The sequence below is a fragment of the Marinobacterium sp. xm-a-127 genome (assembly GCF_013283425.1).
Classification (GTDB): domain Bacteria; phylum Pseudomonadota; class Gammaproteobacteria; order Pseudomonadales; family Balneatricaceae; genus Marinobacterium_E.
This window is the reverse complement of sequence record NZ_WBYH01000003.1, coordinates 249175-272123: the sequence shown is the minus strand read 5'-3', so window position 1 is coordinate 272123 and position 22949 is coordinate 249175. Positions and strand designations below refer to the sequence as shown.

Below are 22949 nucleotides of genomic sequence, written 5' to 3'. Positions count from 1 at the left end.
CTCTATCTCAGAAGGCTCTTGTAACTCATCGATGATTAAGCTTTTCACAACCCCCAAAGGGACCTCCTCTAAGGGTAAGTCCTGACCGGTTGGAGCCGCATTAATCGCTGCTTGACGCTGCTGACGCTCGGGCAGTGAATTGGCCGACGCGTTATTGACCGTGAATGCCATTAACAGACAGAGAGCGCTCAGAACAGAGCTATTCGTGTTAAACATATTCATTACCCTCTTACTCATCAGCAAACTTCTCGCAACCGTTAAAGTTGACCAGCGCATTTAAAGCGGTGCTTGGACACTGATCTTTGTAATCAAAAACACCATCGCCATCACTATCTTTAGGTCCTTTATAAAGTACTCTCTCAACAAAATGCGCCATTTGTTCAGGCGGCATTATTTTGTCTGCAGCACTTGAAAAACCACAGTCTCCGATCTGATCTATAAGCGATCTTGATAAAGAGTTACTGATTCCAATCAAATAGATACAGCTACCTTTTAACTCTTTTGGCGACATCCATTTAGGCGTTTTTGATTGAATAAGGTGGCCTTCTGGGTAGCGATATGCCTGACGCAATCGATTAATGGCATTGACTAAATTTTCATCAACGACACTCCAATCCGTCAGAATCACTATCGTTTGAAAACCCCTCACCTGTGCAGACTGTTGATGTAAAGCGTTTAGCAGAGAGATCAAATCCTCAGCGACGAACTGAAATTGCTCACTATCTAATTGATAAGGATCGAGCTTAGATAGTGGCTTAAAGCTGAAGTCCGAGGAGAATTGCGCCAGGTCATTGGCAGCTAGCAAACGGCTTTCAAGGTTTGTCTTGGGTGCCGTTACCAGAAAACGACGCACGACCTCTTCGGCATAATCTGTACTGGGCACACCTCGATACTCTTTACCCTTTAGGGTTGTCCAGTCAGCAATCAGGGTAAATTGGTCAGCTCTTCTCTCAAGCTGAAGTTGATTAACCCGCGGCTCAATATTGAGTGGATCAAAAATATGCAGTGAGCGTTTATTCAATGAAGTGTTGTATTCGTCAATCGACGTTAACAGTGTTCTCTCTGGTACATCGATGGTTCGTTCAAAACCAGAACAACCCGCTAAAAACAGCGTTGTTATCGGTAACAAAAGCTTCAGTAGATCACTTTTCATTTGACGTTCCTTTGAGACCTAACAGGTCCTTAGCCTCCTGAAACAGATCAAAAGGCAGATAATCACTAAGATGAGAATTGGGCATCAAATCGATACCAGCAAAGCTTTTGATTAGATAGAGAGCTGCAGCCAATACAATAAGAGCGGTCATCATTAAACTGCCAGACACCAGCAGGTAGACAGTTCGTCGTAAACCAATGGGCAAACGCTCGATCCGGTTCAACTCTAAATTGTGTGTTTTACGTCTTCGATCACGACCTGCAAACAGAACGAGATAGTAGGCTCTAAAAAAAAGCGGGAGTCGAATGCGGATATCTAGACTGTGTCGTGTTTCGGTGGACTGAGCGACCAGTGCCGACCTGACGTCGTTGAGTTGTTCAACACTGAGACTAGAGAGAGTTTTATGAGGAATTCGACTGATCGTAAAATCAGCAAATACTTCACTACTCTCTCGGGTTTTATCCTGCACACTGCTACCTAATCATTAATTCTCAGATAGCAATAAGCAAAAACCTTGCCAGTTTTGCAAAGTGCAAATCAAATAGCCTGATAGAGTTCACTGTATTTAGAGAGCATTTCTCGGTTAGAGTAATTTTTTGCTTGTTCTAAACAGTGCCTAGAGAGTGTTTCGTAATCCAACTGACCAAAGGTTTGCAGTGCTGATTCAAACTCTGATTGGCTGTTAATATCTATGACAAGACCTGTCTCTCCCTGCCTGACGAGCTCGAGCAATCCACCAGCACCATGAACCATTACCGGTATGCCATGGGCATAGGCTTCAATGACAACGCGCCCCATAGGCTCATACCATAAGGAGGGAACAATCAGCACATCGATCTCTGCAAAGAAATCAGCAGGTTTTGTAAATCCTCTATAATCAATGGCTGGATCACTCTCCAGTTGTGACTCAATCCTTTTCTCACCAGTTCCGGCAAAAACGAAGCGGTAATCACTCCCTTCAGGCAGTTGTTTCACGCGATCAACCAACTGCATTACACCCTTGTCGTACTCCAAACGACCAATGTAACCAAAGACTTTCGCCTCACTCGACCGAGGAGTCTGTGACTGTTCTTCAAAATTGTCATTAGGGGAGATGCTGTTATAGATAACTCGCTGATGACTCTTCTTAAAGTAACCGTCTTCGGTGTGGCTATTTAAGATGAAATTGCTAATCCCTACGATGCCATCGACTCGCTCAGAACCCCACCTTTTTGGCGTCGAATAGCATCTACACTCCTTGCAAATTGCTTCGCAATTTATCTCATTTTTTCTTCTCGACTCTCGATGACACTGTATATAGTAATCCCGCAAGGTATGAACGACCTTGCAGCCTCGTTGCTTAGCAATCTTCCAAACCAATACACTGATTCCTTTAAGATTGTTGGTATGCACAATGTCTGGCTGAAACTGATCAATGACGGATAAAATATCTTTTCGATAACGAAAATTACTAAGATCCAGAAGACGTTGTGCAAGCTTCTGAGCAACACGTTTAACTTTGTTGGGTGTTTCTAGCGTTACGAAAGGCCAGTAGATGTTTCTATCTGGGAAGTAGAAGGCTTTTACGCCATTTTCTAAACGCCGAGAACCAACCAAGCTGGGATCTTTCACGATACTGGCTACTGCCACCTCATAACCCATGGAGACCAGACCATCCGCTAGGTTATAAACTGACTGTTCAGCACCTCCTAGCTTGGTAGGAAAGAAGACAGAATTAAATAGCAGAATTTTCATCATTGGGTTCCTGTTAAATCACTACAGCGTTTGGATTTTTGGTAGACAAACAGGATTAAAGTCCCGTAGAGAAAACCGTTAGCAATGCTTAAATAGATGATCGATTGAAGTGGGCTTTGTGCTAGCACGCCAAGGTAGATGGCTAACACCCGAACAGAGAGTGAAACGATTTCATGAGCAAGCAGATGAGCCTGCAGACCTAGAACGGGGACTGATGCAATGGCAGGCCTTGAGGCCAGCATCATCAATAACCACAGGGCAATCCATTGTGCAAATTCTCCCGACGTTTTCCACTCTTCGCCGTAAAGCAGAGCGAAAATGCTAGGCCCAAGTAGAGCGATGAAACCAAAAGGAAATATGCCCAATAAGAATAAATTTCTCGTCGTTCTATTAAGAAGTGCGGTGATAGTCTGTTTTTGCTCTACCCTATCAACAACCTCTTTGTAGAAGACGTCCCCTACACTTTTCCCCAACAAGGTTGCAGGTACAGTCAACAGCGCGAAGGCGATGGTGTAATAACCTGCAGCAGCTGATCCGAACGCCCAGGCAAACATCAACGTAGGCGCAGCCAACGAGACTGAGTTTAATAGCACCTGTGGTGCGCGATAGATTGGAAAATCGTAATAGCGTTTGAGCAAATCACGATAGGAATCTTTAGTGACATACTCAGTGGATAGACCAGATCGCTTCGCTAGATAGAGGTTTTGAATCATCATACCCAGGGTATAAAACAGGACTAACCATCCACCGGTGGCTTTAATCAAACCCATCAAGGTTTGACTCACTCCAATAAACAGCGCCCTAATGTTGAGTGATTTTGCCAGGTTGGAGAACTTCTTAGTTCTAATCTGCCACTGTTCATTAACCTGGAATATCGCAGCAATAAAAATAGCCACAGGTAGTAGCCAACCCAAACCAATAAGGGACTCGGCATTTATTAATGTCAGGACCTCTTTTTCAAAGATCAGCAAACTTATGAGTAAAGTGGTCGATAGAGATAAGCTTATAAACAGCGATAGCTTAGCCAATTTCCAAGCCTCGGCATCGCTTTTCGCCAGTACGATAGACATAGGTAAGGTCAGAGCAATGGCAGGGGCAAACATATAAATTGACGAGGTGAAAACACCTAAATAACCATACTGTTCAGGACCATACAGTCGTGTAATGACCAATGAAAATAGAAGCGTTAAAGCATTAGACAGCGCCGTGCCACTGGCCAGCACCATTATATTTTTTAAAAAAGCATCCTTATTTAGAAAGTGCTTAAGTCGAGAAATCATCAGTCGTAAACCCAAACATTGATCGATTGAACCTCTACAGCATATTTCGTGCCAATGTATTCATATAAATGAATATAAGTTGGCACGATTAATGCTAATCACCAGTAAATGCATACTGGAGTGAGTAATGAGTTCAAACTCTCAATCTGATCAACTGGCGCTAATCACCTGTTCGTATGGTCCGGACTTAGATCGTTGTAAACGATTGTGCGAATCGGTGGATAGATTCGTTGATTCAATCTACGAACATGTCTTGATTGTTCCTAAACGTGATCTCAAAAAGTTTTTAACGCTCGTAAACGAGCGACGCAGAGTAGTCAGTGTTGAATCTGTCGTACCAGACTCATTTATTCAACTCCCATTTTCGAACAAGTGGTGGTTGGGGGCTTGGGGTTTTCCAACACGCGGTTGGGTCATGCAACAGATTACAAAACTAAGCGCAGGCTTCTCCACTAAGGCTAAAACCTTAATGTTTGTGGACTCAGATCTACAGTTCATACGCCCGCTTGACCTCTCTTTAATTGAACAGTCAGGACGCACACGTCTGCACTCTATTCCAGGGGATATGGACTACGGTGTTCACCTTAAATGGCATGCGAAAGCTGGAGAATTGCTCGGCTGCGACACAGCTTATGCGGGTTCTGATTACGTTGGACAGTTGATCACATGGGATCGAGAGACGTTGATGGCTATGTTAAGGGACATTAGCAGAGAAACCGGTACTCACTGGACAAGAGCGATTGCGCGCTCTTTGACTGTGTCTGAGTACATTCTGTACGGCATGTATGTGACACGAGTGCTAGGTATTAACCGATCAAACCACTACGAAACAAGCAAAGATCTTTGTCACTGTTGCTGGGATTCTGAGGCCGCTAAGGCAGTTTCCAATGGAACCGCCAAAGTTGATCCATCGGCTATCGCCGTTCTAATTCAATCAAATTTAAGCTTCACAACGGATGAAGAGGCCGAATTGATTGATAAGGCATCGAAAATTTCAAACGCAAAGGTTGGTGCATGATATGCAGATATTAGAATCAATCACTCCAATCAATGAATCAGATTTTCGTCAGTACATTGAACTCTCACTTCGCCAAAGCAGTGGCAGTCAAACAGTCTCTTTCATTGACGCTGCAGGGCTTTCAATGGCGAATGAGCAGGCAGATCTCAAGCAGGCATTTTCATCTGTCGATCTGCTCATCCCTCGCGGGCGTGGTATCAATGTATCGATGAACCTGATTAATCGTGGACAAATGCCGTCAGCAAACAGCTCATCACTCTATCGAGAGCTACTGCTATCACTTGAAGCGTTTGAAAAACCGGTCATTTTGTTCACAGACAATAAAAAAGCCGCGCATAAAACAGAGCTCGAGATTACTAAACTTTACCCTAACCTAAATCTCCAGATCACTATTTGCGATACACAATACGATAAAAGCACACAATGGTTTTTAGATAAGATCAAAGAGAAAAACCCAAGCTCGGTACTATTCGCTCTCGAGACTCCCCTTCAAGAGCGTTTAATGTCTCGAGTAAAATCAAAGTGTGAAGTACCTCTGTTGGTCACTTTGGGGCATCCACTGTTTGATGCTATTTTTGAGGTGAGTGAGGGCTTTAACTTATCTCGCCTAAGACACAGCGTCCTCTTCTCTCCAATGCGATTTTTTAAAACCTTCGTAGGAACGCTTTATCAAATCCCTAACAGTGACGAGAAACGAAACTCACGTATCAATACGATTTTAAGACAGTGGGGATGGTCAACCCGCATTAAGCGCCTATCAATACGAACCAAGTCATCTCTGTGGCTATTGCGATGCAAAATGCAAAGCATTTTAAAACGATCTATTGACTTATTAGGCGCCGGTTTGGGGCTGCTATTGCTATTACCGCTGTTAATTCCCGTTGCTGTAGGGATAAAAGTCACTTCGCCTGGGCCTCTCTTTTACTCTCAAGTCCGGGTAGGACACCGAGGCAAGCTGTTCAGAATGTGGAAGTTCCGTTCAATGTATATCGATGCCGACGCACGTAAAGCGGCACTAATGGAACAGAATGAATCATCTGACGGCGTCATTTTCAAAATGAAAAAAGACCCTCGCATTACACCGATAGGTCGCATCATCCGTCGACTCAGTATTGATGAGCTACCACAACTCTATAACGTGTTGATCGGTGATATGTCGCTGGTTGGCCCGAGACCCGCTCTAGAAGCTGAAGTCGCTCAGTACCCGGTGCTAGCCCGCGCTCGTTTAGAAGCTATGCCTGGTTTAACAGGTCTGTGGCAAATCTCAGGTCGATCAGACCTCCCCTTTGATAAGCAGGTTCTGTTGGACACTGCCTATGTAAACCAGCAATCAGCAATGAATGATGTAAAGCTGATCGCTAAAACCATACCTGCTGTAGTTAGCGGTAAAGGAGCCTACTAATGACCATTGAACGTGCCATTCTTTTCGCTGATCGAAAAGGGAAAGAGCTAACTCCTCTCAATGATCGCTACCCTATCTGTTTGCTACCCATTGCTGGTAAAACACCCCTAGAGTTCTGGCTTGAGCAGCTCTGTGATATGGGTGTTAAAGAGGTAGATATTGTGATCAATCAGTTCGCTGATCTGATTAAAAAAGCGGTACCCAATGGTGATCATTGGGGGCTAAAACTTAACTACCATTTATCAACCGGTGAAGAGCCGCCTCTCGCTTTTTGGAGTAGGATGCACTTTTCAATGACAGGTAAGATGATTGCTGCACGAGCCGATGTTTTGCCCGTCAAAACAGAACAGGGAGCGATTAGTAATCTATTAACGCTGGACTCTGAATCGGTTGAACAGCTAAACACCCTAGAGTGGAATCGAAGTGAAGATAAACAGCGTGATTCCAACTCACTCGCGTCACTGGATGCATACGTAAAAGCCTATTTTGCTCTGCTAAACGGCGATCACTATGGCCTAGTTCCTAGGGGGTTGCGTGCAGACGATGACAAATGGCTAGCGACACCGACCTTCAGTTCAAGTCGCTCAGACTCAATTGAAGGACCTCTCTACATCGGCAGAGATGTAATGATTGATCAGAACGCAACCTTGTCTCAAACGGCGGTTGAGGCAGGCTCTATGGTCGATAAAGGCGCTCAACTGAATCGAGCTATTGTATTTCCAGGTACTTATGTTGGACAGGACGTCAGTTTAACGGACTCAATTGCGATGGGCAGTTTACTGGTCGACTTGAAACACCAGAGTGTTATACAGATTGCAGATCCTGCATTAATTAGTCCGATCATACCCAGCAGCTCATTGGTTAAAACGAATACCAGCGAACGATTAGTGGCATCTATGCTTATGATCTTATCAGCACCCGTCGCATTGCCACTGGCATTGATTACTCAAAAATCGGGGGTATTAAATAGAGAAGATCAGCTCTCAAACCGAGGATCTCGTCTACACCCGCTCTGGTTTACCAAACTTAACTTCACATCAAATATTGGTTGGGTAAAACGCTGGCCTGAGCTTTTAGGGGTGATCGATGGGGATCTAAAGCTATTTGGAAGCGAGTATGAGTCCATCGAAGATGAGCGCCCCCTAACAGAGCTTCCAATTTCCCAGGGTCTGTTTACGCCTCAATCGGTGTTTAAAAATCAATCACTCGATGAGTTTGAACGACAACTTTGGGGGTTAGAGCTGGCGAACGAGAAGCTTGGTCCTTTTCGACTCTTTGCAAGAGCCATCAAAGTAAGCTTAAAGAATATTTAAATAGGGCCACTCTTTTACCGGTCCAGTAACAACAAAAAAGGTGGCGAGCTATTTAGCTGGCCACCTTTTTTATTAGTTAAAAACTAACTGTCGCTATTGAATATATCGCGGGTAAAGACTTTATCAAGAACGTCTTCTAACTCTTCATCCATCCGGTTACAGACGATCACATCCGCATCGGCTTTGAATGCATCCAAGTCTTTGTAAACGATGGAGTTGAAGAACAGATCCTCTTCAAGCACTGGCTCGTAAACAACGACCACAATGCCTTTTGCCTTTAGGCGCTTCATCACCCCCTGAATGGCAGATGCGCGGAAGTTATCGGATCCAGACTTCATCACCAAACGATACAAGCCAACAATCTTTGGATTACGCTTAAGAATAGAGTCCGCAATAAAATCTTTACGGGTGGTGTTGGACTGAACGATCGCACCAATCAAGTTACTGGGTACGTCGTTGTAGTTAGCCAGTAGCTGTTTGGTATCTTTTGGCAGACAGTAACCACCGTAACCAAAACTTGGGTTGTTGTAGTGCGTGCCGATACGCGGGTCTAACCCTACCCCTTCTATGATCTGTCGCGTATCCAAACCGTGTGAAAGCGCGTAGGTATCCAACTCATTGAAATAGGCCACACGCATCGCAAGATAGGTATTGGCAAAGAGTTTGATCGCCTCAGCTTCGGTACTACCAGTAAAGAGGGTATCAATATTTTCTTTAAGTGCTCCCTCGACAAGCATAGAAGCAAACTTCTCAGCGCGATCAGAACGCTCACCCACGACAATACGTGATGGGTATAGGTTGTCGTACAGCGCCTTACCTTCACGTAAAAACTCTGGCGAAAAGATAATATTCGGTGAGTTGAACTCTTCACGCAGATTTCGAGTGTATCCGACAGGAATGGTTGATTTAATGACGATCGTCGCTTCAGGGTTAATGCGAATGACATCTGAAATCACCGCTTCAACCGAGCGAGTATTGAAGAAGTTAGTCACCGGATCGTAATCGGTCGGTGTCGCAACAATGACGTATTCAGCTCCTGCATACGCCGTTTCCGGATCCTTTGTCGCAACCAGGTTTAACGCTTTTTCGGCTAAATAGTGTTCAAGTTCAGTATCTTCAATAGGCGCTTTGCGGTCATTGACCAGTGCTACCCTATTCTCATCAAGATCTATGGCTGTCACTTCATTATGTTGAGCCAAAAGAACGGCGTTGGACATGCCCACATAACCTAGGCCTGCAACCGCTATCTTTGTCATATAAAAATCCTAATCGTTAAGTCTGTCACTCTGCTAACAGCTAGCTAGAGTCACACACTCAAATTACAAATGCGTTAAGAACGGCCGTAGAGATCTTCAAAACGGACAATATCATCTTCACCTAGGTAAGAACCTGACTGAACTTCAATCAACTCTAGTGGGATCTTGCCTGGGTTCTCTAACCAGTGAACACAGCCTACCGGAAGATAGACCGACTCATTCTCGGTTAGCATGATCTCTTCATCATCGCGCCCGACACGCGCTGTTCCCGACACAACAATCCAGTGCTCAGCACGGTGGTGGTGCATCTGAACCGAGAGTTTATTACCCGGCTTCACTGTAATACGCTTAACTTGGTAACGTTCGCCGTTGTCGATGGAGTCGTATTTACCCCAGGGACGGTAGACTTCACGGTGCAGCTCATACTCACTGCGATCTTCAGCTTTTAGACGCTCTACAATTTTTTTAACGTCTTGTACCTGATCTTTGCCTGCCACCAGTACAGCATCTTTGGTTTCGACCACGACAATGTCTTTAACACCGACAGTCGCAACCAGTTTACTGGTCGATTTGATCAAGGAGTCTTGAGTGTTGTGGGTCATAACATCACCACTGACGGCATTACCGTCGCCATCCTTAGGGGTAACTTCCCATAGCGATGACCAGGCCCCCACATCATTCCAACCAGCATCCATTGGCACGACAACAACATTGTCGGCTTTCTCCATCACCGCATAGTCGATCGACTCATCTGGACAGGCTTTAAACGCCTCTTCATTAATGCGAACGAAATCTAGATCCGGAGTAAGAGTTTCTAATGAAGCGGTACAAGCATCTAAGATATCTGGGCGGTGTTTACCCAACTCCTCGATGTAACGTGAGGCTTTGAATAGGAACATACCGCTGTTCCAGTAGTAGTCACCCGAATCTACGTAGGCTTGCGCACGCTCAAGATCCGGCTTCTCAACGAATTCCGCCACTTGATAACCTTCTGCTTCAGCAGCGCCTCGACGAATATAGCCATAGCCGGTTTCAGGACCCGTGGCGACAATACCAAAGGTCACTAGGGCACCCGCTTCAGCAAGGGGTTTAGCTCTGTTCACTTGCTGCTGGAAAACCTCGACATTCTCAATGACATGATCCGCCGCTAACACCAGTAGCAAAGGGTCATCTTCAGACGTCAGTGCTTGCAGTGCAGCCAATGCAATGGCCGGTGCCGTATTGCGACCGACTGGCTCTAAAAGAATATCGGCCTGGGTATCCATCGCACGCATCTGCTCTGCAACGATGAAGCGGTGCTCCTCATTACAGATCACCAACGGCTTTCCATCGCTGATACCGTCCACACGTGAAGCCGTTGTCTGCAGCATGGTTTGTTGTCCTGCTAAGGCTAGAAACTGTTTCGGATAGAGGGAGCGAGACAGTGGCCATAAACGTGAACCGGAGCCACCGGCCATAATTACAGTTTTCATTTAATCCATTCCTTTTATGATCTATCCAAAACACTAAGCAATGATTGTGCCAAAATTAAGTCTCCATTGCGCGCTTTAGTGCCAAATAAGTCCCATTCGTCCAACCGAAACCATCTTGAACGGCATATTCACCGCCACCGGCGATCTCACCGGGAGTGACAACGTTGTACTTCTCCAACATTTTGCCCGTGTGGCTAAAGACAAGATCTAGAGTAGCCAGCCAGCGTTTAGCGCCCTCTTCTGCCAACTCATCAAACTGGTACTGTTTCAACCCTTGAAAACAGATCCACTGCAAAGGGGCCCAGCCATTCGGCGAATCCCACTGTTCACCCGACTCAACATTGGTCGTTACCCAACCGCCCGGTTTTAAAAACTCTTCATTTAACTTAGCAACGACGCAAGCGGCTCTCTGTGGTGAAGCAATACCAGCAAATAACGGGAAACTCATCGCCAGTGACTGATGGTCTCTCTGTTTAAACCCATCTAGGTCCAAATCGACATAACAGCCAAGGTCGTCATTAAAGAAGTAGTATTCAATCGCATCGGCACGCTGCTTAGCCAACTGTTCATAATGGCTCGACAGTTCTGGTAAACCTTTTATCGTGGCCGCTTTGGCAATCACTCGTTCTACCATGACCAATAGCGAGTTAAGATCCACAGGAATAATGTTTGACGTTGAGATGGAACCGAGATCCTCACCATTGAACCATCGAGATGAGAAGTCCCAACCCGATTCAGCCCCCGCTCTTAGATCTCGATACAGGGTCTCTTCATCCCTATCAGAAGCCTTAGCAAGCGACTCATCCTCTCTGAAGCTCTCCTGACGCGGTGTGGCGGCGTCATCCCAGTAGCGGTTCAATGGCCCTTTTTCGGTCATAACAACACGACGATTGGATTCACCAACAGAGAGTTTTGCAGCGCCATCCATCCAGAAGAGAAGATGCTCACGCATCATATGGGGTAGAAATTCAGCCAATACCGATTCATCGGTTTGATTCGCTAGCAGATCGACCATCAAAGCAAAAAACGGTGGCTGACTTCGTGTGGCAAAGTAGCTTCGGTTGCCGTTGGGTATAAAACCGAGTGTCTCGATAAGATGTGCAAAGTTCTCCACCATATGGCGAACAGTTTCCACGTCACCTGACTCTACTAAACCCAGCTGGGTGAAGTAGCTATCCCAGTAGTAGATCTCATTAAACCGCCCACCCGGCACGATGTAGGGATTAGGCAGCGGGATACAACTACTGCCCTCGACATGCTGATCAGACGGGCGCTTGAGCAGAGTCCAGAGCTGTTCGATGTGCTCATGAGGATTGATACTCCCCCGCTCTGATGCCGATGACTCAAGGGTTTCTCGCTTAAAGAAACGTGGAATAAAGTCAGCCAGCTCAAACCCCACTTCACTCTTACACTCTATGAATGCTTGGTTTATTTCATCAGCTGAGGCCCTAGGCACTAAATCAACAAAGGTTTTAGAGTCAGGAAAAAGGCCTGAACGTTGAACGGCAAGAAAGAGTTCCGGAAACATAGCGTCCGGTGGGGTTGGCAATGACACAGTATCCCTCCAATAATCACAAACGCCATTGTAAATAAAACTTCGAGAAAACCCATAACAGGTCTATGCTTAAGTTATCTAAACAGTGCTTAATTTGTTCGAGAGACCTTTATGAGCTACGAAAACCCGAAAGATCTTCAACTGAAACTGCGCAACCTAACCCTGGACGATCTGGATCAACTGGTCGAGTTGATGGATCGCGTCTACGATGATCTGGGTGGCAGTTGGCCAAAAGAGTCCCTTGCTCTTCTTCTAAAACAGTTTCCTGAAGGGCAAATTGTCATTGAAGATCGCGGCACCATTGTGGCTGGCGCGCTCTCTGTTCAATGTGCTTATAACCGCTTCACTCGAGCCCACACCTACGACGATTTGATCGGTCGACGTGAGACCTTCCAACACGATAAGAAAGGCGATGCACTCTACGGTTTGGACCTATTTGTGCACCCAGACTATCGTGAATATCGATTGGGCAGAAGATTATATGATGCTCGAAAAGAGATCTGTATCCAATTGAATTTACGATCAATTTTAGCGGGTGGGCGCATCATAAACTACTACAAGCACGCTGAAGAGATGACGCCTAAAGAGTACATCGAAGCGGTGCGCAAACGTGAGGCTTATGACCCCATTCTAAGTTTCCAGTTTGCTAACCACTTTGAAGTGAAACGTATTCTTCGAAACTACCTGCCAGAGGATGAGCGATCTAAAGGGTTCGCGACTCTGCTGGAGTGGATCAACATCGATTACGAACCAGAAGATGAGTCTCTGCAAGCCGAAAACTTCAGAAAACGATCCGTTCGCGTCAGCGCCATACAGTGGCAGATGCGCACCACAGAATCCTTTGAACACTGGTTAACCCAGGTTGAGTACTTTGTCGACTCTATGGCCGACTACACGGCCGACTTCATTATGTTCCCAGAGTTCTTTAACGCCCCGCTCATGGGGCTCGGCAATCAAGAGAATCAATATGAGGCGATCAGATTCCTAGCAGGCTATGCCGAGAGAACCATTGAAGCGATCTCTGGCTTTGCCGTCGCTTATAACATCAACATCATCTCGGGCAGCATCCCGGTACTGGAAGGTGACACTCTCTACAACAATACCTACTTATGCCGTCGTGATGGCAGCATAGAGGTGCAACCGAAGCTCCACATCACACCGCACGAGCGTCGTGACTGGGTCATTGAGGGTGGTGACACACTGCAGGCCTTTGATACTGATGCGGGTCGTATCGGTATTCTGATCTGTTACGACGTTGAATTTCCTGAGTTGGGTCGACTGTTGCGTGATGAGGGCATCGACATTCTTTTTGTCCCTTTCTGGACAGATACAAAGAACGGATTTCTTAGAGTACAGCGATGTGCACAGGCGCGCGCTATTGAGAATGAGATCTATGTTGTCATCGGAGGCAGTGTCGGCAACCTACCGCAGGTACACAATGTCGATATCCAATATGCTCAGTCGGCTGTCTATTCGCCGTCTGATTTCGCCTTCCCGCACGATGCGATCATCGCGGAGAGTACACCTAATACTGAGATGGCACTGATAGCCGATTTAAACTTGGATTCGTTGTACGACGTCAGGGAGAAAGGGTCAGTGACCAACGGAAAGGACCGTCGAACCGACCTCTACTCTTTGGTGTTGCGGAAAAAAGCGACCGATGCGCTGAAAGAGAGTGAATAAACTTGTTGGAGCATCGCGGCCTTTTCAAGACCGCTCCAACATGCCAACCTTATTGTAGGAGCTAGCCCAAAGGGCGAAGCGACCTGTTGGAGCCTTATCGAAGATGAGGCGAACAGGTGTCAAGCTTAGCAAGAAACCTTGAAGGAGAGCATCGCGGCCTTTTCAAGACCGCTCCAACAGGAACAGCCATGTTTCGACGCAACCTGTTGGAGCCTTATCGAAGATGAGGCGAATTAGCCTACTTAGCCGTCAACACACCTTCAGGTAACTGAACGCCAGCCCAACCCGAATTCATGAAATTACGAATATTGCCGTGATCGGTTCCTTCAGGATTACCCAACACATCATCGCGGTAGTAAGTACCAAAACAGGCCAGCGTCTCTGATTCAGAAAGATTATTCAGCTTAGCAAAGCTCAAAATCTTAGCCGAGCCCTGGTTTTGCTCTGCTGAGTTTTCTAGATCACCGTTTACAAAAGCAGAAGGTTTATGGTCAAACGATGCATCAATAACCGCCATCACCTCAGCGAACTCTACGCTCTCAGGTGCCTGTTTAATCTGTTCCAATAATTCATTCATGTTCATTCTAATTACCCTTAACCTGTAACCTGTGATTTATAATGTGACCAGAGCATCTCAAGCTGATCGACCACCTGAATTGATTGGGCCAGCCAGTGGGTTAACGCCTGCTCGTCAAAAGCGTTCAACAGAGGCAACTGCATCAACTCACTTGCGGTAAAGCCTAGATCTCGAATTAACACCGCGTAATCCAACCATGCGATTCCAACGCCTGCGTACTCCCAATCAATAATGGTGGCGTCGCCATTCTGCCAGCAAATATTACCCGGGTGAAGATCATGGTGAACTAACACCCTAGGCATGTTAGGAAGGGAGAGTAGTTGCTGCTCAGTCTCATCAGTTAACTGTTGATGTCCTGAATCACGCAACTCGTCTCGATACTGCTGAAATAGCGCAGCATAATCTAACATGGGCAGTTCAGTAAGGCTCTGCATCTCAGTGATAGCCTTCAATAGAACCGTTTTTTGAGCCGATGAGAGCACGCCTGAGCACTCTCCTGCGTGACGCATAATCAACACACCCTGCTGAGGCTCGTTGATCATTAACTTAGGGGACCATTGAAAATGAGCGATGGCATCAAGAATGTTTCGCTCACGAAACGGGTCCACCCCTGGGAGGGTCTCTTTGTCAGGTTCTGCCCTAACAACAAACCGCTCCCCTTTTTCCTCAAGTAGATACATCCTATGACGCGTAGCAGACGTATCAAGAGGTGCTATCTGACTGTTCAAAGGAATTTTGTCTGAAATTAATTGCGACAAACTTCCCGAAACCGCCCTAGATGCAATGACAGCCTCTAGCTCACTTAGTATCATTCAACGCCTAACTTAATAATGGATGTTTAAGTTTTTTAAATTACAGGAGTTTCTTGATGGATTCAGCAACCACACTCAAATTATCTGTTGCCGGTGCAATGTTAACGGCTTCTTTTGCGGCAGTCGCTTCCGATAAGCCCGAACTTAACGTGTACACCTACGACAGCTTCGTCTCTGAGTGGGGTCCAGGCCCTCAGCTCAAAACAGCCTTTGAAGCACAATGTGGTTGTACTCTTAATTTCGTCGCAGCAGAGGATGGTGTCAGCATTCTGAATCGCGCACGTGTCGAGAAATCCAACACCCAAGCCGATGTACTGCTTGGCCTTGATAACGGTTTGATGACAGAAGCTACGCAACTGGGTCTGGTTCAATCTCACAGCGTCGACACCTCAAAGATCACCAGCGACTTAAACTGGAACAATAATCAGTTTGTACCCTTTGACTACGGCTATTTTGCATTCATTTATGACGCGCAAAAGATCCAAGCGCCAGCAACAAGCTTTGCTGAACTCTTAGCTTCCGACGCCTCAGTTATCTACCAAGACCCACGTACGTCAACGCCAGGCCAGGGGTTAATGACCTGGGTTAATAAAGCGTACGGTGAGGAAGCGGCGACTGCATGGGCAGATCTAGCTAAGCAGACCGTTACCGTCACCAAAGGTTGGTGGGAAGCTTACAGTTTGTTCCTAGAGGGCGGTTCTGACTACGTTTTGAGTTACACCACATCGCCTGCATACCACGTTGTTGCTGAAGGTAAGAATCAGTACAAAGCCGCAGAGTTTACAGACGGACACGTAGCACAAGTTGAAGTAGCCGCGATCAGCGCATACAGCGATCAAACTGAGTTAGCGAACCAGTTCCTTGAGTTTCTAATCTCAAACGAAGCGCAGCAGATCCTACCAGTGACCAACTGGATGCTACCGGTTATTGATAATGTAGAGCTACCAGAAGCGTTTGAGCAGTTGGTAACCCCACAGCAGATCAAACTTGGCAGTGACGAATTGGCCGAAAACCGTGCTCGCTGGATTCGTGAGTGGCGTACCGCTGTTTCACAATAAAGCGATCGCGTGAACCAATCCTGATGTTACTAGGCCGCACTTTCACCCCACTGATGAGTGCGGTTGCTTATCTGGGCACCCTCTCTCTGACGGTGCTCGCCTTTTGGGGGTTGATCGGATTCGAAGAGACCCGATTCACCCCCGAGCTGTTACAAGACACATACCTACAAAACATTTTAAGTTTTACCCTCTACCAAGCCCTGTTAAGTGCCTTGGGCTCTCTTCTACTGGCAATACCCATCGCAAGAGCCCTGCATCGTTTGCGACCCGCTGGTAGAGATCAGTTTCTAAGACTCTCACTGCTGGCGTTCGTGATGCCATCACTCATATTGATTACCGGCATCGTCAACCTGCTAGGACCGCAATCGCCATTTATAGATCTGTTAAAAGAGTGGAAACTCTTTGGCCTCAATGGAATCTTAATTGCCCATATCTATCTGAACTTTCCGCTAGCCGTTCGTATTCTCTATCAGGGCTACAGCTCTATCCCTTTAAACCGAGAGCAATTAGCCGACCAGCTTAAGTTCAGTTTTTGGCAACGCCTTCGACACATTGAGTGGCCTGCTATTAAGAGCCAGGTCGCAACACTGGCGGGCTTAATCTTTATTCTCTGCTTTAACAGTTTTGCGATCGTATTAACGCTCGGCGGTGGACCTAAAGCCACCACCTTAGAACTGGCCATCTACCAAGCCCTTAAATACGACTTCAACCTCAACGAGGCGCTAACCCTTGCCTGGCTGCAGTTTGCGATAGCCGGTCTTATCTATCTTGCCCTGATCTATGCCAGCAGAGTGAACTGGCTCGGTTCCACTCGAGAGCAGCCTGCTTATCGATTAGAGCAAGGGGTAAAAGTGCCTATTCAATTGGCTTTCTACCTGCTGGGGTGGGTCTATCTATTAGGGCCGTTAATTGCACTGTTCATCACACTCAATCAAGAGGCACTAATTAACTACCCCTACGCTGCCATGTTGAAAGCAATGGGCGTCTCACTGCTCATCGCATTAAGCGCATCACTGTTGGCACTTCTCACCGCCATCGCACTGCTGACACCCATCAGAAAAGCAGCCCAACAAGTTAAGCCGATACAAGAGACGCTATTCAGTTGGTTAGCCAATCAGTCACTGGTCGCTCCAGCCTTGGTGTTATCGACCGGTAGTTACATTTGGCTGATCAGCCGTGGGCTACTCGAGACTTACGCCACACTGATGCTAATACTGCTTAACGCCTTTGTTCTGCTACCCTTTTTGCTCAGCCAGCTACGCCCAAGATTCATTCAATTTGATTCGCAATATGCAAAACTAGTAGGCAATTTAAAACTCACACCGCTGGAGAGAGTGCGCATCATCTACCCGTTTATTCGACGCTCACTACTAGCCGCTTTCTCTTTGGGACTTCTGTTGGCCTTAGGTGATGTCTCCATTTTTGCTATATTTGGCAGTTATGAATCACCGACCCTCCCCTGGCTGATCTACACCTTTGCTGGTACCTATCGTATGTCAGAGGCCGCTATCACATCGGTCATTCTGTTGGGACTTTGCTACCTGCTATTAATTCTACTGGAGCGCAGTGTTCACCATGAGCAATAACCTTGGCCTGCAGATCAACAACCTCATAGTCAGCTACCCCGATTGGGAGTACTGTTACGACTTGATGGTCCCTGACCAATCCAGAGTCGCTCTCCTTGGCCAAAGCGGAATTGGTAAAACAACTCTACTGTTGGCTATTGCCGGCTTTGCACCGATTAAATCAGGTGAAGTGCGCTTCAATGATCAGGTCATTACTGATCAGCCTCCTGAAGAGCGTCCAGTCGCGATGCTGTTTCAGGAGGATAATCTCTTTGAACACTTAACCATCCAGCAGAACTTGAGATTGGGATTGGACAAACGTCAAAATCCGGACAAACGCATCCAAGAGGCGATGCAAGAACTGGATCTGATCGGCTATCTCAACAAGATGCCTAATCAGCTCTCTGGCGGGCAACGTCAGCGTATTGGCATCATCAGAACCCTACTGCGTCCTGAACCGATTATTGTCCTGGATGAGCCTCTAACAGGCTTAGACAGCGAAACTAAGGAGAAGGTTTTGGACTGGATCGATAGACAATTAACCGAACAACAGAAGATGTTGATTATGGTGACCCACCAGCGCAGCGAAGCTGAGCGATTGGGGTGTGAAATCAAGAGTGTGTGACTAGCACCAAATAATGTTGGAGCGGTCTTAACAAGGCCGCGATTACCTTCCTAGAGGTGTCTGGCTTTAGCCTGACACCTATTTCGCCTCATCTTCGATAAGACTCCAACAGATCACTTCGAGCTGTTGGAGCGGTCTTGAAAAGGCCGCGATGCTCTTTAAGGCAACAACACCGTTGAACCGGTCGTTTGACGCGACTCCAAATCGATGTGAGCTTGCGCTGCATCAGCCAAGGGGTAACGCTGATTGACTTCAATCTTCACCTGCCCTGATTCAACGCGCGCGATCAGATCCTTGGCCATACTCTCCAACATAGGACGATCATGAACATAGGTCATCAGTGTCGGGCGAGTCACTTTAAGGGACCCTTTTGCCGCCAACATGCCAATCTCGAACGCTGGAACCGCACCGGTTGCGTTACCAAACGAAACCATCGTGCCACGCGGTGCTAAACAATCGAGTGACTGCATAAAGGTATCTTTACCAATAGAGTCATAGACCGCTTGCACCCCTTTACCGTCCGTCAGCTCACGAGTACGAGCAACAAAGTCCTCTTCGGTGTAGATGATCGTCTCATCACACCCAAAGCTCTTAGCCAAATCCGCTTTAGCCTGATTGCCGACCGTACCTATAACACGCGCACCTAATGCCTTAAGCCACTGTACAGCAATCAAACCAACACCGCCTGCTGCAGCATGAAGCAGGATGGTATCGCCCGCCTGCACCTTGTAACTGTCATTCAGAAGGTACTGAACGGTAAGACCTTGCAGCATCATAGCAGCACCCTGCTCGAAGCTAATGCTCTCTGGTAGTTGAATCAACGTATCCTGCGGCATCACGCGCTTTTGACTGTAGGCGCCAAGAGGTTGCCCCGCGTAAGCCACTCGATCACCGACGCTGACATAGGTCACACCTGAGCCAATTGCTTCAACCACACCGCTACCTTCCATGCCAATCTTGCCTGGCATATCTTGCGGGTAGAGACCGGTACGGAAGTAGACATCAATGTAGTTAAGGCCTACCGCTTCATGACGAACCAACACATCAAACTCGCCCAGTTCAGGAAGTTCGACATCAACCAACTTCATCTCTTCTGGACCGCCATTCTGCTCAATTCGAATCGCTTTAACTGTCTCGCTCATTATTAATCCTTTATTTTTGACACTGGTAAGTCAAAGAGGCCCAATCACTGACCCAATCCTTACCCTTAGCTCTTGGTTCAGATCCGTAATCAATACGAACGGCATTGATTAAAAATGGACCCTCTTGTGCAGTAAATCTTACTTTACCATTCTGGTTAGTGCGGTACTGTTCTGTCCCGCGTTTACCTTTAATAAACCGTCTTACAAGGGCGCCCTCTAGCGGCTTACCCTGCCATAAGAGTTGGAATGTGGGGGCGGTGGAACACTGGGTGAAGGATGCAACCGGGATCAGCTCCAAACGGTGACCCAATGGTTCGGTTAGCCAATCAGCCTCTTCACTGCCTTCCACGGAAAAGAGTGTTTTAGCATGGCGATAGTAGGTCTCTGTTACACCCTCTCTGGACTTACCCTGCTCCTGATACCAATCGAGCACCCACTCAAGGCCTTCGCCGTTGATATAGTCGACAAACTTCTTCTCACTATCAAAGGTTAGGTCATAGGCCTTAGACTCAAGCGCCACCCAGCGAAAACCCATTTCTGGCATTTTAGAGGTGTAAGCCGGCTTATCTCCGGTGATGGCATCAACGTTACGCAGACCAGCTCCATCCCGCTCAATGAACTGCGCTGTCTCATGTTCAAGGTAGGGATAGGCGTACCCTTTGAAGTTTTGCCCAATCCGGATATCCGCTTTTATCGTAGCTTTCGGACGTATCTGATACTGGCTAGGCTCTAACCATTGCTCATGAGCACTTGCGAACGATGAACTAATCGCTACTATCAGTGCTAATGGTTTAACTATTTTCACATCCAGCTCCGTTAAGGAAATTCAATGACTCTACGTGCTCGTCTCTATTTTGGCCTTCTTGGCACTCTACTATTATTAGTCAGCACGTTAAGCCGAGCCCATGAAATTACTCCAACCATCATTGAGATGGAAGTATTACCCGACAATAGTTTGGAAATGCGTGTTGATACCAACTTAGAGGCTCTGATGAGCGAAATCGGGACTGAACATGCGGATACTGATAACGCCCCCACCGCTGAGCAGTATAATCAATTAAGAGCACTGCCCACTGCTGAACTGTCAACTAAAGCAGATCCCTTCGTTGCTAAGCTGTTTAATCAGATCACACTCGCCTCAACAGATGGGCCAGTACCTAAATCACTCCTTAGCTCTGATCTAGCCGTTATCGATCAACCCGATATTGATCTGGCCCGCCAATCTTTGGTCACCTACCGCTTTACTGTCGAATCAACCTCGTCAGAGATCACCTTTAGCTGGCCAGAGGCCTATAGCGATGCCGTCGTCCGGTTAAGTGAACAGGGTGAGATCAAAGGGGCATCTTGGGTAGCCGCTGGCACTCAATCAGAATCGATCAATTTAAGTCGTCTTGAGTTGAAGCGCCAAGGGCTTTTGGATTACGTAAAGCGGGGCTTTGAACACATATTACCCTTAGGCCTTGATCACATTCTGTTTGTGCTCGGCCTCTATCTATTAAGTCAACGTCTTAAAGATCTTCTGTGGCAGGTCACCGCCTTCACAGCCGCGCATACATTGACTTTAGCACTGGCCATTTTAGGGCTTGTGAACATACCCCCATACATTGTGGAGCCTCTGATCGCCCTGTCGATTGTCTATGTTGCCATTGAAAACCTCTTTAAAGATCGGGTCTCTAAATCCCGAATTGGACTAGTTTTTGGCTTTGGATTGTTACACGGACTAGGGTTTGCGGGTGTGCTACGCGAAATCGGCTTAGAGTCGGATAGTTTCGTAGAGAGCTTAATCGCCTTCAATATTGGCGTGGAGCTCGGGCAACTCGCAACACTTGTGATTGCGCATCTGCTGGTTGGATACTGGTTCTCATCCAAAGCCTTTTGGAATCGATGGGTGCGCATACCGTTAAGTATGGGGATTTCGCTTCTTGGAGCGGTTTGGTTTGTAGAGCGGGTGTTTTATTAAAGCTGATCGCCTCACCCTACGGGCTAGCTCCTACAATTACGATCGCCACGGGGTCTGACCTGCGGTCTGACCCCACTATCAAAACGTTTTCCTGAAACTGGAGCGTAATTGTTATGTGGTGTCAGACCAGAGGTCAGACACCTCAAAGAAAAGCATCGCGGCCTTGGTAAGACCGCTCCAACTGTTAAAGACCCGCTTTATCCAGCGCCTCTTTCAAGTAATCCAACGTACGATCAACGTTCATTAGCTTATCGATACCGAACAGACCGATACGGAAGGTACAGAAGCCTTCTGGCTCATCACACATCAGCGGTACGCCCGCTGCGATTTGGAATCCTGCTTGTGCAAAGCGAGAACCATTCTGAATATCACTATCGGTCGTATGGTTAACGATGACACCAGGCGCTCCAAAGCCGTCAGCCGCTAAGCTCTTAATGCCGCGTGATGCCAGTAGTTCGCGAGCCTCTTTACCTAAGCGAGCTTGAGCCGCTTTCAGTTCAGCAAAGCCGAACTTCTCAGCCTCAGCCATTACATCACGTAGCTGACGCAAACCATCGGTAGGCATGGTGGCATGGTAGGCGTGGCCACCGTTATCGTAGGCTTCCATGATTTGAAGCCATTTTTTAAGGTCGCAAGCAAAGGAGTTACTAGTGGTGTTCTCGATCGCATCACGAGCTCGTTGACTCATCATCACAAGGCCCGCACAAGGTGAACCACTCCACCCTTTCTGTGGCGCACTACAGAGCACATCAACACCCAGAGCCTTCATATCAACCCAGATAGCACCCGAAGCTATACAGTCCAGAACAAACAGCGCACCCACTTCATGAGCCGCATCCGCAACCGCTTTAATGTACTCATCTGGCAGAATCATACCGGCCGAGGTTTCGACGTGTGGTGCAAAGACCACATCTGGTCGCTCGTTACGAATGGCATCCACCGCCTCTTCAAAGGGGTACGGAGAGAGTTGCGCTTGTGCATCGTCTGAATCAAAACGAGCTTTAAGAACCAACTCTTCACGAGGCAAGCCTGCCATCTCAAAGATTTGAGTCCAACGGTAACTAAACCAACCGTTGCGAATCACCATCGCTTTTTTGCCGTTAGCAAACTGTCGAGCCACCGCTTCCATACCAAAGGTACCGCTACCAGGAATGATCGCAACGGCATCGGCGTTGTAGACGGATTTTAACTGACCCGAAAGATCACGCATGACATGCTGAAAGGCATTCGACATGTGGTTTAGGGAACGGTCTGTGTAAACAACCGAGAATTCTAGCAATCCATCTGGATCAACGTTTGGCAGTAGTCCTGACATAGTCTGTCCTTATCAATAATTATTCAGCA

General features: G+C 47.1%; 20 protein-coding genes. 8 read left to right on the top strand and 12 right to left on the bottom strand.

Annotated features, from left to right (window positions below; all coding sequences use genetic code 11):
- Window positions 1–229: 229 nt before the first annotated feature.
- The 4 genes from XMA127_RS07235 to XMA127_RS07220 all read right to left on the bottom strand — a co-directional run bounded on the left by XMA127_RS07235 (window position 230) and on the right by XMA127_RS07220 (window position 4167).
- Complete coding sequence (locus XMA127_RS07235) at window positions 230–1153, bottom strand: hypothetical protein (protein WP_173480971.1); 924 nt, start codon at window positions 1151–1153, stop codon at window positions 230–232.
- Entirely contained in the window at window positions 1143–1622 is a 480-nt protein-coding gene (locus XMA127_RS07230; RefSeq protein ID WP_173480972.1) for a hypothetical protein, read from the bottom strand. Before XMA127_RS07230 ends, XMA127_RS07235 begins: the two co-directional genes overlap by 11 nt.
- Window positions 1623–1690: 68 nt before the next feature.
- Entirely contained in the window at window positions 1691–2887 is a 1197-nt protein-coding gene (locus XMA127_RS07225) for a glycosyltransferase family 4 protein (RefSeq protein WP_173480973.1), read from the bottom strand.
- Window positions 2887–4167 carry a lipopolysaccharide biosynthesis protein gene (locus tag XMA127_RS07220; protein ID WP_173480974.1) on the bottom strand — a complete coding sequence of 427 codons (1281 nt, stop codon included), beginning with the start codon at window positions 4165–4167 and terminating at the stop codon, window positions 2887–2889. The genes XMA127_RS07225 and XMA127_RS07220 overlap by 1 nt, the downstream gene beginning before the upstream one ends.
- A 127-nt stretch (window positions 4168–4294) precedes the next feature.
- Here XMA127_RS07220 and XMA127_RS07215 point away from each other — a divergent pair, with 127 nt between their 5' ends.
- Genes XMA127_RS07215 through XMA127_RS07205 form a run of 3 tightly spaced genes read left to right on the top strand, consistent with a single transcriptional unit; the run spans window position 4295 to window position 7900 of the window.
- Window positions 4295–5185 carry a DUF6492 family protein gene (locus XMA127_RS07215; RefSeq protein ID WP_173480975.1) on the top strand — a complete coding sequence of 297 codons (891 nt, stop codon included), beginning with the start codon at window positions 4295–4297 and terminating at the stop codon, window positions 5183–5185.
- A 1-nt stretch (window position 5186) separates the two neighbouring features.
- Window positions 5187–6587: a sugar transferase gene (locus XMA127_RS07210; protein ID WP_173480976.1), complete on the top strand. Its 1401-nt coding sequence runs from the start codon at window positions 5187–5189 to the stop codon at window positions 6585–6587.
- Window positions 6587–7900 (top strand): hypothetical protein, encoded by a 1314-nt coding sequence (locus tag XMA127_RS07205; protein ID WP_173483978.1) that lies wholly within the window; start codon window positions 6587–6589, stop codon window positions 7898–7900. The genes XMA127_RS07210 and XMA127_RS07205 overlap by 1 nt, the downstream gene beginning before the upstream one ends.
- An 83-nt stretch (window positions 7901–7983) precedes the next feature.
- Here XMA127_RS07205 and XMA127_RS07200 read toward each other — a convergent pair whose 3' ends face one another.
- From XMA127_RS07200 to XMA127_RS07190, 3 genes are all read right to left on the bottom strand, one after another.
- The gene (locus XMA127_RS07200) at window positions 7984–9156 is read right to left on the bottom strand and encodes a nucleotide sugar dehydrogenase (RefSeq protein ID WP_173483979.1); all 1173 of its coding nucleotides are present in this window, start codon (window positions 9154–9156) and stop codon (window positions 7984–7986) included.
- 74 nt (window positions 9157–9230) lie between these two features.
- On the bottom strand, window positions 9231–10628 hold the full coding sequence (locus tag XMA127_RS07195; RefSeq protein ID WP_173483980.1) for a mannose-1-phosphate guanylyltransferase/mannose-6-phosphate isomerase: 1398 nt from the start codon (window positions 10626–10628) through the stop codon (window positions 9231–9233).
- Between the two features lie 55 nt (window positions 10629–10683).
- Entirely contained in the window at window positions 10684–12183 is a 1500-nt protein-coding gene (locus XMA127_RS07190) for a trehalase family glycosidase (RefSeq protein WP_173483981.1), read from the bottom strand.
- A 111-nt stretch (window positions 12184–12294) separates the two neighbouring features.
- Between XMA127_RS07190 and XMA127_RS07185 the strand changes: the two genes are divergently transcribed.
- A complete protein-coding gene (locus tag XMA127_RS07185; RefSeq protein WP_173483982.1) occupies window positions 12295–13866 on the top strand; it encodes a bifunctional GNAT family N-acetyltransferase/carbon-nitrogen hydrolase family protein in 1572 nt (523 codons plus the stop codon).
- A 238-nt stretch (window positions 13867–14104) separates the two neighbouring features.
- On the opposite strand, the gene XMA127_RS07180 is transcribed toward XMA127_RS07185, so the two are convergent.
- Window positions 14105–14443: a HopJ type III effector protein gene (locus XMA127_RS07180; RefSeq protein ID WP_371731435.1), complete on the bottom strand. Its 339-nt coding sequence runs from the start codon at window positions 14441–14443 to the stop codon at window positions 14105–14107.
- Window positions 14444–14460: 17 nt separating this feature from the next.
- Window positions 14461–15123 carry a phosphotransferase family protein gene (locus tag XMA127_RS07175; protein WP_173480983.1) on the bottom strand — a complete coding sequence of 221 codons (663 nt, stop codon included), beginning with the start codon at window positions 15121–15123 and terminating at the stop codon, window positions 14461–14463.
- 188 nt (window positions 15124–15311) lie between these two features.
- Between XMA127_RS07175 and thiB the strand changes: the two genes are divergently transcribed.
- The 3 genes from thiB to XMA127_RS07160 are packed head-to-tail and all read left to right on the top strand — an operon-like array spanning window position 15312 to window position 18503.
- On the top strand, window positions 15312–16313 hold the full coding sequence (thiB, locus tag XMA127_RS07170; protein ID WP_173483983.1) for a thiamine ABC transporter substrate binding subunit: 1002 nt from the start codon (window positions 15312–15314) through the stop codon (window positions 16311–16313).
- Between the two features lie 23 nt (window positions 16314–16336).
- Entirely contained in the window at window positions 16337–17899 is a 1563-nt protein-coding gene (locus tag XMA127_RS07165; protein WP_173499069.1) for an ABC transporter permease subunit, read from the top strand.
- Window positions 17889–18503: an ATP-binding cassette domain-containing protein gene (locus XMA127_RS07160; protein ID WP_173483985.1), complete on the top strand. Its 615-nt coding sequence runs from the start codon at window positions 17889–17891 to the stop codon at window positions 18501–18503. Before XMA127_RS07165 ends, XMA127_RS07160 begins: the two co-directional genes overlap by 11 nt.
- 158 nt (window positions 18504–18661) lie before the next feature.
- Here the strand turns inward: XMA127_RS07160 and XMA127_RS07155 are convergent, their stop codons facing one another.
- Both XMA127_RS07155 and XMA127_RS07150 read right to left on the bottom strand, forming a co-directional pair.
- Window positions 18662–19645 (bottom strand): quinone oxidoreductase, encoded by a 984-nt coding sequence (locus XMA127_RS07155; RefSeq protein ID WP_173483986.1) that lies wholly within the window; start codon window positions 19643–19645, stop codon window positions 18662–18664.
- Between the two features lie 10 nt (window positions 19646–19655).
- Entirely contained in the window at window positions 19656–20450 is a 795-nt protein-coding gene (locus XMA127_RS07150) for a DUF4198 domain-containing protein (RefSeq protein ID WP_173483987.1), read from the bottom strand.
- 24 nt (window positions 20451–20474) lie between these two features.
- Here XMA127_RS07150 and XMA127_RS07145 point away from each other — a divergent pair, with 24 nt between their 5' ends.
- Window positions 20475–21605 carry a HupE/UreJ family protein gene (locus tag XMA127_RS07145; protein ID WP_173483988.1) on the top strand — a complete coding sequence of 377 codons (1131 nt, stop codon included), beginning with the start codon at window positions 20475–20477 and terminating at the stop codon, window positions 21603–21605.
- A gap of 184 nt (window positions 21606–21789) precedes the next feature.
- Here the strand turns inward: XMA127_RS07145 and XMA127_RS07140 are convergent, their stop codons facing one another.
- Window positions 21790–22920, bottom strand: coding sequence for an aminotransferase class V-fold PLP-dependent enzyme (locus XMA127_RS07140; RefSeq protein ID WP_173483989.1), 1131 nt, complete (start codon window positions 22918–22920; stop codon window positions 21790–21792).
- Between the last annotated feature and the right edge of the window lie 29 nt (window positions 22921–22949).

Bases quoted from the DNA above. Each gene is read 5' to 3' on its own strand.
- XMA127_RS07185 (WP_173483982.1), top strand. From the start codon at position 12,295: ATGAGCTACGAAAACCCGAAAGATCTTCAACTGAAACTGCGCAACCTA.
- XMA127_RS07180 (WP_371731435.1), bottom strand. From the start codon at position 14,443: ATGAATGAATTATTGGAACAGATTAAACAGGCACCTGAGAGCGTAGAG.
- XMA127_RS07205 (WP_173483978.1), top strand. From the start codon at position 6,587: ATGACCATTGAACGTGCCATTCTTTTCGCTGATCGAAAAGGGAAAGAG.
- XMA127_RS07215 (WP_173480975.1), top strand. From the start codon at position 4,295: ATGAGTTCAAACTCTCAATCTGATCAACTGGCGCTAATCACCTGTTCG.
- XMA127_RS07155 (WP_173483986.1), bottom strand. From the start codon at position 19,645: ATGAGCGAGACAGTTAAAGCGATTCGAATTGAGCAGAATGGCGGTCCA.
- XMA127_RS07175 (WP_173480983.1), bottom strand. From the start codon at position 15,123: ATGTATCTACTTGAGGAAAAAGGGGAGCGGTTTGTTGTTAGGGCAGAA.
- XMA127_RS07220 (WP_173480974.1), bottom strand. From the start codon at position 4,167: ATGATTTCTCGACTTAAGCACTTTCTAAATAAGGATGCTTTTTTAAAA.
- XMA127_RS07160 (WP_173483985.1), top strand. From the start codon at position 17,889: ATGAGCAATAACCTTGGCCTGCAGATCAACAACCTCATAGTCAGCTAC.
- XMA127_RS07235 (WP_173480971.1), bottom strand. From the start codon at position 1,153: ATGAAAAGTGATCTACTGAAGCTTTTGTTACCGATAACAACGCTGTTT.
- thiB (WP_173483983.1), top strand. From the start codon at position 15,312: ATGGATTCAGCAACCACACTCAAATTATCTGTTGCCGGTGCAATGTTA.
- XMA127_RS07195 (WP_173483980.1), bottom strand. From the start codon at position 10,628: ATGAAAACTGTAATTATGGCCGGTGGCTCCGGTTCACGTTTATGGCCA.
- XMA127_RS07145 (WP_173483988.1), top strand. From the start codon at position 20,475: ATGACTCTACGTGCTCGTCTCTATTTTGGCCTTCTTGGCACTCTACTA.
- XMA127_RS07165 (WP_173499069.1), top strand. From the start codon at position 16,337: ATGTTACTAGGCCGCACTTTCACCCCACTGATGAGTGCGGTTGCTTAT.
- XMA127_RS07225 (WP_173480973.1), bottom strand. From the start codon at position 2,887: ATGAAAATTCTGCTATTTAATTCTGTCTTCTTTCCTACCAAGCTAGGA.
- XMA127_RS07210 (WP_173480976.1), top strand. From the start codon at position 5,187: ATGCAGATATTAGAATCAATCACTCCAATCAATGAATCAGATTTTCGT.
- XMA127_RS07140 (WP_173483989.1), bottom strand. From the start codon at position 22,920: ATGTCAGGACTACTGCCAAACGTTGATCCAGATGGATTGCTAGAATTC.
- XMA127_RS07200 (WP_173483979.1), bottom strand. From the start codon at position 9,156: ATGACAAAGATAGCGGTTGCAGGCCTAGGTTATGTGGGCATGTCCAAC.